The organism is Curtobacterium sp. ODYSSEY 48 V2 (genome assembly GCF_023712625.1).
Classification (GTDB): Bacteria; Actinomycetota; Actinomycetes; order Actinomycetales; family Microbacteriaceae; genus Curtobacterium.
Genome location: NZ_JAMAXX010000005.1, coordinates 102,730 through 115,709, shown reverse-complemented (window position 1 = coordinate 115,709; position 12,980 = coordinate 102,730). Strand labels below are relative to the sequence as shown.

13 protein-coding genes are annotated in these 12,980 nt (G+C 72.0%); 10 read left to right on the top strand and 3 right to left on the bottom strand.

The features are described 5' to 3' along the window. The first annotated feature begins 3 nt into the window (after positions 1-3). Together infB and rbfA are read left to right on the top strand one after the other, a co-directional pair. On the top strand, positions 4-2,865 hold the full coding sequence (gene infB / locus M3666_RS09125) for a translation initiation factor IF-2 (RefSeq protein ID WP_251155043.1): 2,862 nt from the start codon (positions 4-6) through the stop codon (positions 2,863-2,865). 89 nt (positions 2,866-2,954) lie between these two features. Next, a complete protein-coding gene (gene rbfA / locus M3666_RS09120) occupies positions 2,955-3,404 on the top strand; it encodes a 30S ribosome-binding factor RbfA (protein WP_209682424.1) in 450 nt (149 codons plus the stop codon). 108 nt (positions 3,405-3,512) lie between these two features. Here rbfA and M3666_RS09115 read toward each other — a convergent pair whose 3' ends face one another. Further along, on the bottom strand, positions 3,513-4,412 hold the full coding sequence (locus M3666_RS09115; protein ID WP_374109580.1) for an A/G-specific adenine glycosylase: 900 nt from the start codon (positions 4,410-4,412) through the stop codon (positions 3,513-3,515). 52 nt (positions 4,413-4,464) lie between these two features. On the opposite strand from M3666_RS09115, the gene M3666_RS09110 reads away from it, so the two are divergent. The 5 genes from M3666_RS09110 to M3666_RS09090 all read left to right on the top strand — a co-directional run bounded on the left by M3666_RS09110 (position 4,465) and on the right by M3666_RS09090 (position 7,761). Then, positions 4,465-4,911, top strand: a complete 447-nt coding sequence (locus M3666_RS09110) for a hypothetical protein (protein WP_144411305.1) — start codon at positions 4,465-4,467, stop codon at positions 4,909-4,911. A 48-nt stretch (positions 4,912-4,959) separates the two neighbouring features. Next, positions 4,960-5,922: a tRNA pseudouridine(55) synthase TruB gene (gene truB / locus M3666_RS09105; protein WP_209682427.1), complete on the top strand. Its 963-nt coding sequence runs from the start codon at positions 4,960-4,962 to the stop codon at positions 5,920-5,922. After that, complete coding sequence (locus M3666_RS09100; RefSeq protein ID WP_209682430.1) at positions 5,919-6,284, top strand: hypothetical protein; 366 nt, start codon at positions 5,919-5,921, stop codon at positions 6,282-6,284. The genes truB and M3666_RS09100 overlap by 4 nt, the downstream gene beginning before the upstream one ends. Before the next feature lie 65 nt (positions 6,285-6,349). Further along, complete coding sequence (locus tag M3666_RS09095; RefSeq protein ID WP_066654565.1) at positions 6,350-6,790, top strand: hypothetical protein; 441 nt, start codon at positions 6,350-6,352, stop codon at positions 6,788-6,790. A gap of 8 nt (positions 6,791-6,798) precedes the next feature. Further along, positions 6,799-7,761: a bifunctional riboflavin kinase/FAD synthetase gene (locus tag M3666_RS09090; RefSeq protein WP_209682432.1), complete on the top strand. Its 963-nt coding sequence runs from the start codon at positions 6,799-6,801 to the stop codon at positions 7,759-7,761. A 248-nt stretch (positions 7,762-8,009) separates the two neighbouring features. Here M3666_RS09090 and M3666_RS09085 read toward each other — a convergent pair whose 3' ends face one another. Together M3666_RS09085 and M3666_RS09080 are read right to left on the bottom strand one after the other, a co-directional pair. Then, a complete protein-coding gene (locus tag M3666_RS09085; protein ID WP_200884092.1) occupies positions 8,010-9,242 on the bottom strand; it encodes a DUF349 domain-containing protein in 1,233 nt (410 codons plus the stop codon). A 149-nt stretch (positions 9,243-9,391) separates the two neighbouring features. Next, a complete protein-coding gene (locus M3666_RS09080; RefSeq protein ID WP_209682435.1) occupies positions 9,392-10,204 on the bottom strand; it encodes a peptidylprolyl isomerase in 813 nt (270 codons plus the stop codon). A 129-nt stretch (positions 10,205-10,333) separates the two neighbouring features. Between M3666_RS09080 and M3666_RS09075 the strand changes: the two genes are divergently transcribed. The 3 genes from M3666_RS09075 (at position 10,334) to M3666_RS09065 (ending at position 12,931) form a co-directional block, all read left to right on the top strand. Continuing rightward, complete coding sequence (locus M3666_RS09075; protein ID WP_209683326.1) at positions 10,334-11,746, top strand: replication-associated recombination protein A; 1,413 nt, start codon at positions 10,334-10,336, stop codon at positions 11,744-11,746. A gap of 236 nt (positions 11,747-11,982) precedes the next feature. Continuing rightward, the gene (rpsD, locus tag M3666_RS09070) at positions 11,983-12,612 is read left to right on the top strand and encodes a 30S ribosomal protein S4 (protein ID WP_066654559.1); all 630 of its coding nucleotides are present in this window, start codon (positions 11,983-11,985) and stop codon (positions 12,610-12,612) included. 136 nt (positions 12,613-12,748) lie between these two features. Further along, positions 12,749-12,931 carry a hypothetical protein gene (locus tag M3666_RS09065; protein ID WP_066654557.1) on the top strand — a complete coding sequence of 61 codons (183 nt, stop codon included), beginning with the start codon at positions 12,749-12,751 and terminating at the stop codon, positions 12,929-12,931. The last annotated feature ends 49 nt before the right edge of the window (positions 12,932-12,980 follow it).

Here is a 12,980-nt window from a genome sequence, read left to right as displayed (position 1 = left end):
ACAGTGGCAAAACCACGCGTACACGAGATCGCATCCGAACTCGGTGTCGACAGCAAGACCGCAATGGAGAAGCTCAAGGAACTCGGCGAGTTCGTCAAGGGTCCCAGCTCCAGTGTGGAACCCCCCGTCGCGCGCAAGCTCCGTGCTGCGCTGCAGGCGGACGGCGCCTCGACGGCGTCGAAGCCCGCGGCCTCGGCGAGCCCGAGCGCTCCCGCGAAGGCCGCTGCCCCGCGGTCCGGCGCCCCGAAGCCCGGCGGTCCCCGTCCGGGTCCGGCGCGTCCGGCTCCCGCGCCGAAGGCCGAGCCCGAGGTCGAGGCGCCCGTCGCCGAGACCCCGACGCCCGCCGCGCCGAAGTCGGTCGCGCAGCGCCAGGCCGAGGCCGAGGCTGCACAGAAGGCCGCGGCTGCCGAGAAGGCCGCCGCTGCCGAGCAGGCAGCGTCGGGTGAGCAGTCCGGCGACGACGCGAGCGCTCCGAAGAGCGACGCCGTCAAGCCGGGCGGTGCGCCGAAGCCCGGCTCCGCAGCCGGTCCCAAGCCCGGCGGTCCGAAGCCCGGCGCACGCCCGGGCAACAACCCCTACGCGTCCAGCCAGGGCATGGGCTCGCGCCCGCCGCGTCCCGGCAACAACCCGTACTCGTCCAACCAGGGCATGGGTCAGCGTCCCGCCGGCGGTCCCGGTGGCGGCAACGGCATCCCGCGTCCGGCCCCGCCGCGTCCCGGCGTGCCCCGTCCGGGCGCACCGCGACCGGGTGGCCCCGGTCAGGCGAACCGTGCCCCCGGCTTCGGGCAGCGCCCGGGCCAGGGCGGCGGTCGTGGCGGCCCCGGTGGTCGTCCGGGTGGTGCCGGTGGTGCCGGTGGCGGCTTCCCGCGCCCGGCGTTCAGCGGTCCGCGTCCCGCCGGTGGCGGTGGCCGCGGTCGTGGCCCCGGTGGTGGTACCGCCGGTGCGTTCGGTCGCGGTGGCGGCAAGAGCCGTGCCCGCAAGTCGAAGCGGACGAAGCGCGCCGAGTACGAGATGCGGCAGGCGCCGTCGCTCGGCGGTGTGCAGGTCCCTCGTGGCGACGGCAACACGGTCGTGCGACTCCGTCGCGGTGCGAGCATCTCGGACTTCGCGGACAAGATCGACGCCATGCCCGGCAACCTGGTGACCGTGCTGTTCCACCTCGGTGAGATGGCCACGGCGACCGAGTCGCTGGACGAGGCCACGTTCGAGGTCCTCGGCGAGGAGCTCGGCTACAAGATCCAGATCGTGTCGCCGGAGGACGAGGACCGCGAGCTCCTCGAGGGCTTCGACATCGACATCGACGCCGAGTACGCCGACGAGGACGACTCCGTCCTGCAGCAGCGTCCCCCGGTCGTCACCGTCATGGGTCACGTCGACCACGGCAAGACCCGACTCCTCGACGCCATCCGCAACTCGAAGGTGGTCGAGGGCGAGGCCGGCGGCATCACGCAGCACATCGGTGCGTACCAGATCGTCACCGAGCACGAGGGCATCGAGCGTCCGATCACGTTCATCGACACCCCGGGTCACGAGGCCTTCACCGCCATGCGTGCCCGTGGTGCGCAGGTGACGGACATCGCGATCCTCGTGGTCGCGGCGGACGACGGCATCATGCCCCAGACGATCGAGGCGCTGAACCACGCGCAGTCGGCCAACGTGCCGATCGTGGTCGCGGTGAACAAGATCGACAAGGAGGGCGCGAACCCGGCGAAGGTCCGGCAGCAGCTCACCGAGTACAACCTGGTGGCCGAGGAGTACGGCGGCGACGTCATGTTCGTCGACGTGTCGGCGCGCAACAACGTCGGCATCCAGGACCTGCTCGACGCGGTGCTGCTCACGGCGGACGCCGGTCTCGACCTGCGTGCGAACCCCGACAAGGACGCCCGCGGTGTCGCGATCGAGGCCCGCCTCGACAAGGGTCGCGGTTCCGTCGCGACGGTGCTCATCCAGTCCGGCACGCTGCACGTCGGCGACGCCATCGTGGCGGGCACGGCCTACGGTCGCGTCCGTGCCATGACGGACGAGAACGGTGTGGCGGTCAAGGCCGCGACGCCGAGCCGTCCGGTCCAGGTGCAGGGTCTGTCGTCGGTGCCGCGCGCCGGTGACACCTTCCTGGTCACGGAGGAGGACCGCACGGCCCGCCAGATCGCCGAGAAGCGTGAAGCGGCCGAGCGCAACGCCCAGCTGGCCAAGGCCCGCAAGCGCATCTCGCTCGAGGACTTCACCCGTGCTCTCGAGGAGGGCAAGGTCGACTCGCTCAACCTCATCATCAAGGGTGACGTCTCCGGTGCCGTCGAGGCACTCGAGCAGTCGCTCCTGGACATCGAGGTCGACGACAGCGTCCAGCTCCGCATCCTGCACCGCGGTGTGGGTGCGATCACGGAGTCGGACATCGACCTGGCCACGATCGACAACGCGATCGTCGTCGGCTTCAACGTCCGCCCGGACGTCAAGGCCCGCGAGCGTGCGGCGCGCGAAGGCATCGACGTGCGCTTCTACTCGGTCATCTACAACGCACTCGAGGACATCGAGCAGTCCCTCAAGGGCATGCTCAAGCCCGAGTACGAAGAGGTCCAGTCGGGTGTCGCCGAGATCCGCGAGGTGTTCCGCTCCTCGAAGTTCGGCAACATCGCCGGTGTCATCGTCCGCTCCGGCACGATCACGCGCAACGCCAAGGCGCGCGTCATCCGTGACGGTGTGGTGCTCGCCGACGGCCTGGCCATCGAGTCGCTGCGTCGCTTCAAGGACGACGTCACCGAGGTCCGCACGGACTTCGAGGCCGGTATCGGTCTGGGCAAGTACAACGACATCCAGATCGGCGACGAGATCGAGACCACCGAGCTCGTCGAGAAGCCGCGCGACTGACGCCTGGCTATCCTGGACCCCGCTCCTCCCTCGGGAGGGGCGGGGTCCGTCCCGTTCCACCAGTAGATTCCCTGCCCCAGGAGGCACCCATGGCCGATCCGCAGCGCGCTCGCAAGATGGCGGACCGCATCAAGGAAGTCGTCGCACGGCGGCTCGACAAGGGGCTGCGCGACCCGCGCCTCGGATTCGTCACGATCACCGACGTCCGCGTGACGGGCGACCTGCAGCACGCGTCGGTGTTCTACACGGTCTACGGCACCGACGAGGAGCGTGCCGACTCGGCCGCCGCGCTCAAGGCCGCGACCGGGATGCTCCGCAGCGAGGTCGGCAAGAACATCACGGCGCGGCTCACCCCGTCGCTGGAGTTCATCGCGGACGCCCTGCCCGAGACGTCGGCGCACATGGAGGACCTGCTCGTCCAGGCGCAGCAGCGTGACGCGCAGGTGCGCGCCGCGTCGGCCGGCGCACAGTACGCCGGTGATGCCGACCCGTACAAGCACGACGAGGACGAGGACGAGGAGCGCGACGAGCGCGCCTGACCTGCCGCAGCACCACGACGGCCGCCGGACACCCCGTCCGGCGGCCGTCGTCGTGCGACGGGCGGCCACGGGGCGGACGGGGGCGTCAGGCGGCGGGCCCGACGGCCGTCAAGCGTCGGGCAGTCGGTACCCGGACGCGTCGTCGCCGGTCACGAGTCCGTCGCGCAGCAGGGACGCGAGCGCCCGGGCTCGCTGCTCGGCGTCCGGCCACACCAGGTCGACCTCGTCGCGCGTGACGGGCACGTCGCTGGCCCGCAGCTCGGCCATCACCAGACCGCGCACCTGGCGGTCGCTGCCGGCGAAGCGCGCCTGCTTCGGCGCCCGTGGCCCGTCGTGCTCCGGGTACCCGGCAGCCCGCCAGGCACACCGGTCGGCGATCGGGCACGCGTCGCACGCGGGGGAACGGGCGGTGCAGACGAGCGCGCCGAGCTCCATCACCGCGGCGTTCGTGGCCGCTGCGGTGTCGCGGTCCTCGGGGAGCACCGAGTCCATGAGCGGCAGGTCCCGCTTCGCGTTCGCCGGTCCGGGCTCGCCCTCGCCGAGGACCGCACGCGCGAGCACACGGCGGACGTTCACGTCGACCACGGGGTGCCGGTCGCCGTACGCGAACACCGCCACGGCGCGGGCGGTGTAGTCACCGATGCCGGGCAGGGCGAGGAGCGCGTCGACGTCGCGCGGGACCACGTTGTCGTGCTGCTCGGCGATCACGGTCGCCGCCGCGTGCAGTGCGAGCGCCCGTCTCGGGTAGCCGAGCCGGTCCCACGCGCGGACCGCGTCGCCGGGGGGTGACGCCGCGAGGTCCGCAGGCGTCGGCCACCGGGTGAGCCACGCCTCCAGACGGGGGACGACCCGCGCGACCTGCGTCTGCTGCAGCATGATCTCGCTCACCAGCGTGCCCCAGGCGGGGAACCCCGGCCGCCGCCACGGCAGGTCGCGGGCCTCGGCGCGGAACCAGGCCACCAGCGGGGACGCGATGTCGGGACGGCTCCGGTCCGTCGGGTTCTCCACAGCCGGTCGGGAGGCTCCGCTCGCGTTCACCACGACAGCCTACGGTGGGTGCATGGCACGCTGGGCACCGCAGGAGACCGACACGATGGCCGCGATCGCGAGCGAGGTGATCGCGCAGGTCGGGACGAACCGGACCGTCGTCGGCATCGACGGGCAGGACGGCACCGACCTCGAACGGGTCGCCGCGGCGCTCGTCGGGGCCTTCCAGCAGCAGGGGGTGTCCGCGATGGCTGCCGCTGCGCCGTCCGCCGACCTCGACGTCCTCCGCGCCGACGTCGTGACGCCGTTCCGCACGACCGGGGCGGGGGAGGGCGTGCTCGTCGTGCACGGGCAGGGACTGCTCGCACCGGGTCCGCGGGGGCTCTGGCGCTGGTCGCTGTGGGTGGAGCAGGAGGACGGCCGCCTCGAGCGTCGCGCGGACGTCAAGATCGCCGCCTCGGCCGTGCTCGACGTGACGGACCCGGACCACCCCCGTCGCGAGTGGAACGACGCCTGCTGACCACACCGGGCAGGTCGGGCTGACGCACGTCGCTGGTACCCTCGTCCGGTGCTCGCTACCCCGCCTGACGGCATCCTCCTCGTCGACAAGCCGCAGGGCATCTCCAGTCACCGGGTGGTGTCGATCGCACGTCGGCGCCTCGGCCTGAAGAAGATCGGCCACGCGGGCACCCTCGACCCGATGGCGACCGGTCTGCTGCTGCTCGGCGCCGGACCGTCCACCCGGCTCCTCACGCACCTGGTCGGACTCGGGAAGACCTACACGGCGACGATCCGACTGGGCGTCGGGACGGACTCGGACGACGCGGACGGCACGCCGACGTCAGCCGTCGGGGTCACGGACGCCGACGTGTCCGACGACGCCATCGAGCGTGCGGTCGCCGCGCAGCGCGGGGTGATCGACCAGGTGCCCTCGACGGTCAGTGCGATCAAGGTCGACGGGCGACGGGCCTACGACCTCGCCCGGAAGGGCGAGGAGGTCGTGCTGCGCTCCCGCACCGTCACGGTGTCCCGCTTCGAGGTCACCGGCCGCGACGACCACACCGTCACCGTCGACGGTGCAGCGGTCCCCGTCGTGGACCTCGACGTCGTGGTCGACTGCTCCTCGGGCACCTACGTCCGGGCGCTCGCGCGTGACGTCGGGGCGGCCCTCGGCACCGGCGCCCACCTCACGGCGCTCCGCCGCACCGCCGTCGGCCCCTTCGCCGTCGCGGACGCGGTGGACCTCGAGGACGAATCGGTCGACGTCGCGGCGGCCCTGGCACGCCCGGCGGACGTCGCGCGTCGACTGTTCGACGTCGTCACGCTCGACGCAGCCGCGGCGAAGGACCTCACGGACGGCAAGCGGGTCGCGGTCGAGCACCCCGACCACGACGGACCGGTCGCTGCGGTCGCGCAGGACGACGACCGGCTGGTCGGCCTCGTCTCGGTGCGGCGCGGTCGGTTGCGGGTCATCACCAACTTCCCGGCCCCGGCGACCGTCGGGACGACGACGGACGGAGCGCGCGCGTGATCGAGTGGTTCATGTGGGTGCAGCTGGCGGTGGCCGTGGTCGCCGGGCTGTTCGCCGTGGTCGTCGGGTTCCTCGGCTGGAAGCCCAACGACTACACCGTCGGGTCCCTCGCCCTCATCGAGCTGCTGCTCCTGGCGCAGGGCGTGGTCTCGCTCGTCCTCCCCGCCGTCGGCAGTCCGCCGCAGGGCAACGCGCTCGAGTTCGGGGTGTACGCCGTGTCGGTGCTGCTCGTGCCGCCGGCAGCGATCCTGTGGGCCCTGATCGACCGGACGAAGTGGAGCACGGTCGTGCTCGGTGCCGGAGCGTTCACCGTCGCGGTGATGGTCTACCGCATGTACCAGATCTGGTTCGCGCTGAACTGAGCCCGCCGTCGTCGCCGGTGCCCGCTCGTCCGCGCGCGTCACCCGTCGTCGGTAGACTCGTCGCCGTGGCGAACAGATCCTCCCTCGCGACCGGCATCGGCCGCGTCCTCATCGCCGTGTACGGCATCCTCGCCCTCGCGGCGACCGGGCGCAGCGTCGTCCAGATCATCGAGAAGTTCTCCTTCGCACCGTTCGCCTACACGCTGAGCGCCGTCGCCGCCGTCGTCTACATCGTGGCGATGATCGCGCTCATCGCCCCCGGCCGTGCCTGGTACCGCGTCGCCTGCGTGACCATCGGGTTCGAGATGGCCGGCGTGCTGGTCGTCGGCACCCTGTCGCTCCTCGACCGTCAGCTCTTCCCGGACGACACCGTGTGGTCGTACTACGGCCTCGGCTACCTCTTCGCACCGCTCGTGCTCCCGATCGCCGGGCTCTGGTGGCTCCGCAAGCACCACCGCACCGCCGTCGCCGGACCCGCTGCCGCGTCGGCGACGGTCGGCGAGTAGGGATCGACGTGCAGTACTACGACGACGTCGCCGACGTGGCGCAGGGCTTCGGACCGAGTGCGGTCACCATCGGCAAGTTCGACGGCGTCCACGTCGGACACCGGGCGGTGATCGCGCACCTCGAACGCGCCGCCCGTGAGCGCGGGCTGGTGTCCACCGTGGTGACCTTCGACCGCCACCCGCTCAGCGTCATCGACCCCGAACGGGTTCCGCCGGCGCTGACGAGCACCCCGCAGCGACGCGAGCTCCTCGAGGGCATCGGGGTCGACGCCATGCTCCTGCTGCGCTTCGACCAGGACCTGCAGTCGCAGGCCCCCGAGGCGTTCGTCTCCGAGATCCTCGTCGGCACCCTGCACGCCGAGCTCGTGTTCGTCGGCAGCGACTTCCGGTTCGGCGCCCGCGGTGCCGGCGACGTCGCGCTCCTGCGTCGACTGGGGGAGCAGCACGGCTTCCGCGTCGAGCTCATCGACGACGTCGACCTGCGCGACGACGTGCGCCCCGCTGACGAGCGACGCGTCTCGTCCACCTGGATCCGCGAGCTGCTCGGTGACGGACGTGTGGCCGAGGCTGCCCGTCTGCTCGGGCGCGAGCACGCGGTCCGGAGCACGGTGGTGCACGGGAACCAGCGTGGTCGGGCCATGGGGTACCCGACGGCGAACCTCGACCCTGCGTGCGAGGGCTTCGTCCCGGCCGACGGCGTCTACGCGGCTCGCGTGCTGCACGAGGGCACGGTGTACCCGGCGGCGGTGTCCGTCGGCAACAACCCGACGTTCGAGGGCGTCCCGGCGAAGCAGATCGAGGCGCACCTGCTCGACGTCGACATCGACCTGTACGGGGACACCATCTCGGTGCTGTTCGTGTCGTTCGTCCGCGGCATGGTCGCGTTCTCGTCGATGGACGAGCTCGCGGCCCAGATGCGGCAGGACGACCTCGACATCCGGCTGTTGCTCGGACTGCCCGCGCCGGTCTGACGCCGGGCTCGGCGCGCCCCGCGCGGGTCTCGGCCAGCCCCGCGCGAGTCTCGGCCGGCCAGGGGCGAGTCTCGGCCAACCGAGGGCGAGTCTCGGCCTGAGCGACACGTCTCGCGCGTCCGAGCACGAGCACCGTCGTTCAGCCCGAGACTCGGCCACGCAGCACGCAGCACGCAGCACGCAGCACGCTGCCACGCAGGACGCCCCGCGACCGATCAACGGTCACGGGGCGTCCTGCGCGGTGCTGATCAGCTCCCGAGGGCGTCGAGCCAGATCTTGCGGGCGTCGAGGGCCTCTTGCGCCGCCGTGATCTTGCGGGCGTCACCGGAGGCCTGTGCGGCCTCGAGCTCGGCCTGGAGCTTGCCGATGGCGTCCTCGAGCTGACTGGCGAGGCCGGACTGTCGCGCCTTGCGCTCCGGGTCCGAGGCCTTCCAGTGCTCGTCCTCGAGGCTCCGGACGTGGTCCTCGACCGCGCGCAGGCGGTCCTCGATCCGGCGGACGTCGCCGCGGGGGACCTTGCCGATCTCGTCCCACCGGCGCTGGATGTCCGTCAGGGTCCGGCGTGCGGCGACGCGGTCGGTCTGCTGCAGCAGCGGCTCGGCCTCGGTCAGCAGGGCCTGCTTCGCGACGAGGTTCGCGCTGAACTCCTCGTTCTCGACGGCGGCCTCGGCGTGGCGCTGCTCGAACAGCACGTCGCCGGCTGCCTTGAACCGTGCCCAGAGTGCGTCGTCGTGGCGCTTGCCGGCGCGCCCGGCCCGCTTCCAGTCGTCGAGCAGCTCGCGGTAGGCCGGGATGCCGTCCGTCCCGCGGGTCGCGAGCGCCTCGGCCTGCTGCACGAGCTCCTGCTTGCGGTTCCGCGCGTCGCGGTGCTGCGCGTCGAGCTCCGAGTAGAAGGCACGGCGGTGCTGGTCGACCGTCGAGCGGGCGGCACGGAAGCGCTTCCAGAGGTCGTTCGCGTCGTTCTTCGGCAGGCGCGGACCGTCGTGCTGGTGCTGCTGCCAGCGGGCGAAGACGTCGTCGAGCTGCGCGGTGATCTGCTTCCACTGCGCGCGGGCCGGGTCGACGGCGGCGAGCGACTCGGCCTCCTCGACCAGGGACGCGCGGTACGCGAGCGCGTCCGTGAGCGCCTGCTGCGCCTGCGCCTGCTGCTCCTTGGTGAGCGACCCCACCTGCTCCGACAGGCTCGCGACACGGTTCTCGAGCGACTTCAGGTCGCCGACGACCCGGGCCTCGGCGACCTGCGTGCGCAGGTGCTCGACGGTCCGGGCGACGTCGTTCGCCGAGGCGCCACGCTGGACGCGCTGCTCGGCGATCTTCACCTGCCCCTCGAGGTCGGCGTACTTGCGCGCGAAGTACGCGAGGGCCTCGTCCGGGGTGGCGTCCGGGTACTCGCCGACAGCCTTCTCGCTGTCGTCGTACCGGACGTACACCGTCCCGTTCTCGTCGACCCGGCCCCAGGTCGTTGCTTCGTCAGGTCCCACAGGTCTCGCCTCGATCGTGGTCGTGCATCACCGACGTCCCCGTCGGCACGGTCAGGTCGTCAGCCTATTGCACCGGAGGGGCGCGGGGGCCAGTGGGACGTGCGGGCTGTGGACGACCGCGGACCCGGGTCCGCGGCGACCCGGTCCGGTCAGCCGTCCTTCCGGATGGTCGCGCCGGTGATCGTCGTGGCGACCTCCGGCTCGCCGGTGCCGTCGGACCCCGCCGACGCGATGCCCTTCGAGGTGATCTCGCGCTCCAGGTCGCCGAGCCCGCTCGTGACCTTGCCGACCACGGTGTAGCCGCCCGTCGACGCGTCGAGCGTCGTGTCGCCGTAGACGATGAAGAACTGCGTGGACTGCGAGTACGGCGACGCGCCGCGCGCGATCGCCAGCGTGCCCTCGGCGTAGCGGCCGTCGCTCGGGACGTTCTCGAGCGGGCCGTACTGGAACCCGGCGTCACCCGTGCCGTCCCCGTTCGCCGAGCCGCACTGCAGGAACCGGAAGTCGGCGCTGTCGGCCAACCGGTGGCAGGTGGTGCCCTCGTAGAACTGCTTCCGGATGAGGTCGATCTCCACGCTCGCCGCCTGCGGAGCGGCCGCGCCGTCGAGCTCGATGCCGAGCTCGACGTCCTTGTTCAGCGTCAGCGTGCCGGTCCAGGTCGCCCCGTCCGCGATGCCCTTGCTCGGCACCTTCCCGGTGTTGCCGGCCGTCGCACTCGCCGACGGGGTCGGGGTGGACGTGGCACTCGCGCTCGCGTCCGGTGCATCGCCGGCCCGCGATCCTGCGAAGGCGAGCTGCGACCCGGTGGCGAGCGCCGCCACGAGCACGAGCACACCCGCGCCGACGACGTTGTCCCGCACCCTCCGGCGTCGCTGCCGGTCGTGCAGGCCCTGTCGGGCCTGGTACAGACGGAGCCGCTCACGCGCCTCGCGGTTGTCGCGCGCCTGGTTCTTCGGTGCCACGGTGCTGATCGGACCTCTCGTCGACTGTGCCGACGAGCGTAGCGGACCGCGGGGGACGCCCGGCCTGGAGGCACGCAGCACGTCGGCGGTCCGGCCTACCATCGGAGCATGGCAGCGGATCGATCGGGCATGCGCGCGCCCACGACGGGTGGTCGCGCCGGGTTGGCTCAGGGGTCCGTCCCGCTGGCGGTGCGGATGCGTCCGACGAGCCTGGACGAGGTCGCGGGGCAGCAGCACCTGCTCGGGCGGGGCAGTCCGCTGGTGCAGCTCGCCACCGGGACGCGTGAGAACCCCGGCGGGGTGTCGGTGATCCTCTGGGGTCCGCCCGGCACCGGCAAGACGACCCTGGCACAGGCGATCGCGCGGCAGTCCGGTCGCGAGTTCGTGGAGCTCTCGGCCGTGACGGCCGGCGTGAAGGACGTGCGCGAGGTCATGGAGAAGGCCCTCACGCACCGCGACCTGTACGGCTCGACCACCGTGCTGTTCCTCGACGAGATCCACCGCTTCAGCAAGGCCCAGCAGGACGCGCTGCTGCCCGGTGTCGAGAACGGGTGGGTCATCCTCATCGCCGCGACGACCGAGAACCCCTCGTTCTCCGTGATCTCCCCGCTGCTCTCCCGTTCCCTGTTGCTCACCCTCAAGCCGCTCACGGACGAGGACCTCGGCATGCTCGTGGACCGGGCAGTCGAGGACCCGAGGGGCCTGGGCGGCTCGGTCGTCCTCGGGGACGACGCTCGTTCGGCGATCGTCCGGCTGTCATCCGGCGACGCGCGTCGGGCCCTCACCGCGCTCGAGGCCGCCGCGTCCTCCGCGATCGCGGCGCGCACCGGCGATGCGGACGACGACGAGGACGAACCGCGCGACGACGTCGCCCTCGACGTCGCCCTCGACGACGTCGAGAGGGTGCCGCTGGTCGACGCCGACACGGTGGCCGCCGCGGTGGACCGTGCCCTGCTGCGGTACGACCGACAGGGCGACGAGCACTACGACGTCATCAGCGCATTCATCAAGTCGGTCCGGGGGAGCGACGTCGACGCCGCGCTGCACTACCTCGCACGGATGATCGAGGCCGGCGAGGATCCGCGGTTCATCGCACGGCGCATCATCATCTCGGCGTCCGAGGACATCGGCATGGCGGACCCGCAGGCCCTGCCGATCGCCGTCGCGGCCGCGCAGGCGGTGCAGCTCATCGGGATGCCCGAGGGGCGCATCCCGCTGGCCGAGGCCGTGGTCTACCTGGCGACGGCCCCGAAGTCGAACGCGTCCTACAACGGCGTGAACGCGGCGGTGGCGGACGTCAAGGCCGGGCGGATGGGCGTCGTCCCGGCGCACCTGCGCGACGCGCACTACCCCGGCGCGAAGCGGCTCGGGCACGGCAAGGGCTACGTCTACTCGCACGACGCCGAGCACGGGGTCGCCCGGCAGCAGTACCTGCCCGACGCCCTCGAGGGCACGGAGTACTACACGCCGACCGGCAACGGGTACGAGCGTGAGGTCGGGCCCCGGCTCGAGCGACTCCGGAAGATCACCCGCGGCGAGTGACGCCCGGTGCTTCTCCGGGCCTCTCGATGCTGCTATCGTTGACGGGCCTACGTCCTGGTCCTCGCGTGCGGCTGCGCCGAGGACAGAGTCCCGCTCCGGCGGGACGGGGACAGAGGTTCGGACTGTAGCCGTCCGATCCCACAGGCTCATCCCTCTGGATCCCGTCGCCGGGACCGCGCGCACGAGTGCGTGCCGTGTCCGGCGAGTCATTCAGTTCAGACAGAGAAAAGGACCCTGTGTCTACCAAGTCACGCACCCGCAGCAAGACCCGCCTCTCGCGCGCGCTCGGCATCCCGCTGACGCCGAAGGCGGCCCGCTACCTCGAGAAGCGCCCCTACGGCCCCGGTGAGCACGGCCGTACCCGCCGTCGTGCGGACAGCGACTACGCCGTCCGCCTCCGTGAGAAGCAGCGTCTGCGCGCCCAGTACGGCATCCGCGAGAAGCAGCTCCGCATCGTCTTCGAAGAGGCCCGCAAGACGAAGGGCCTGACCGGTGAGAACCTGGTCGAGCTCCTCGAGCAGCGCCTCGACGCCCTCGTGCTGCGTGCCGGCTTCGCCCGCACCACCGCGCAGGCGCGCCAGCTGATCGTGCACCGTCACATCCTGGTCGACGGCAAGCTCGTCGACCGTCCCTCCTTCCGCGTGAAGGAGGGCCAGATGATCCACGTCAAGCAGCGCTCCGAGTCCCTCGAGCCCCTCCAGGTCGCCGCTGCCGGTGGTCACCTCGAGGTCCTGCCGAAGGTCCCGGGCTACCTCGAGGTCGAGATCGAGAAGCTCCAGGCCCGCCTGGTCCGTCGCCCGAAGCGCGCCGAGGTCCCCGTGACCTGTGAAGTGCAGCTCGTCGTCGAGTACTACGCAGCTCGCTGATCCACGGATCACGCCCGAACGGCGGGTCGTCCTCTCAGGAGGACGGCCCGCCGTTCGGCGTCCCGGCCGTCCCACGCCACTACACTCGTTCGGGCACGCACCGCTCGCGTGCGCGAGAGGGAGAGGGAGAGGCACCGTGAAGCAGCTGTTCTTCGTCGCCGTCGGCGTCGTCATCGGCTTCGCCGCCGCGCACCGGATCGCGAACACACCCGGCGGCGCCCGCCTCTTCGCGGACGTGAACGCCAGGACGAAGGCGTTCACCGACGCCGTCGCCGACGGGTACCGCTCCCGCGAGGCCGAACTCCGCACCGACGCCTGAGCGTCACCGCGCCCCAGCTCCCACGCACCCTCCGCCGACCTGAATCAGG

Bases quoted from the DNA above. Each gene is read 5' to 3' on its own strand.
- M3666_RS09075 (WP_209683326.1), top strand. From the start codon at position 10,334: ATGCGCGCGCCCACGACGGGTGGTCGCGCCGGGTTGGCTCAGGGGTCC.
- rbfA (WP_209682424.1), top strand. From the start codon at position 2,955: ATGGCCGATCCGCAGCGCGCTCGCAAGATGGCGGACCGCATCAAGGAA.
- M3666_RS09110 (WP_144411305.1), top strand. From the start codon at position 4,465: ATGGCACGCTGGGCACCGCAGGAGACCGACACGATGGCCGCGATCGCG.